The 330-nt window shown below is 63.9% G+C and carries 1 protein-coding gene; it reads left to right on the plus strand.

What is annotated here, in order from left to right; genetic code table 11:
• On the plus strand, positions 1-306 hold a 306-nt coding region (locus tag SB822_RS55780; RefSeq protein WP_410858936.1), incomplete at its 5' end, for a DoxX family protein.
• Positions 307-330 lie beyond the last annotated feature (24 nt).

Raw genomic sequence — 330 nt, forward strand, 5'->3', positions numbered from 1 at the left:
CTCAGCAACATCGTCGCCCCGCGATCCATCTTCGAGGAATACCTGAAGTGGGGATACCCGCACTGGTTCCATTTCGTGACCGGTTCGCTGGAACTCATGACCGCTGTTCTGCTGACGCGAGCACGGACGCGGCTGTGGGGCGCGGCGCTCGGCTGCACCGTGATGTTGGCCGCGCTGGCAACCGTGACAGTGCACGGCGAATACGGACACGCGGTGGCGCCGCTCGTCGTGGCGATACTATCGATTGTTGTCGGCTGGATTGCGTGGCGCAAGCGGCTCGCTGCGGGTTCTGTGGTTGCGGCGTAAACCCTACGCGGCCGTCAAGCGCTT

The organism is Paraburkholderia sp. SIMBA_054 (assembly GCF_046534875.1).
Classification (GTDB): domain Bacteria; phylum Pseudomonadota; class Gammaproteobacteria; order Burkholderiales; family Burkholderiaceae; genus Paraburkholderia; species Paraburkholderia hospita.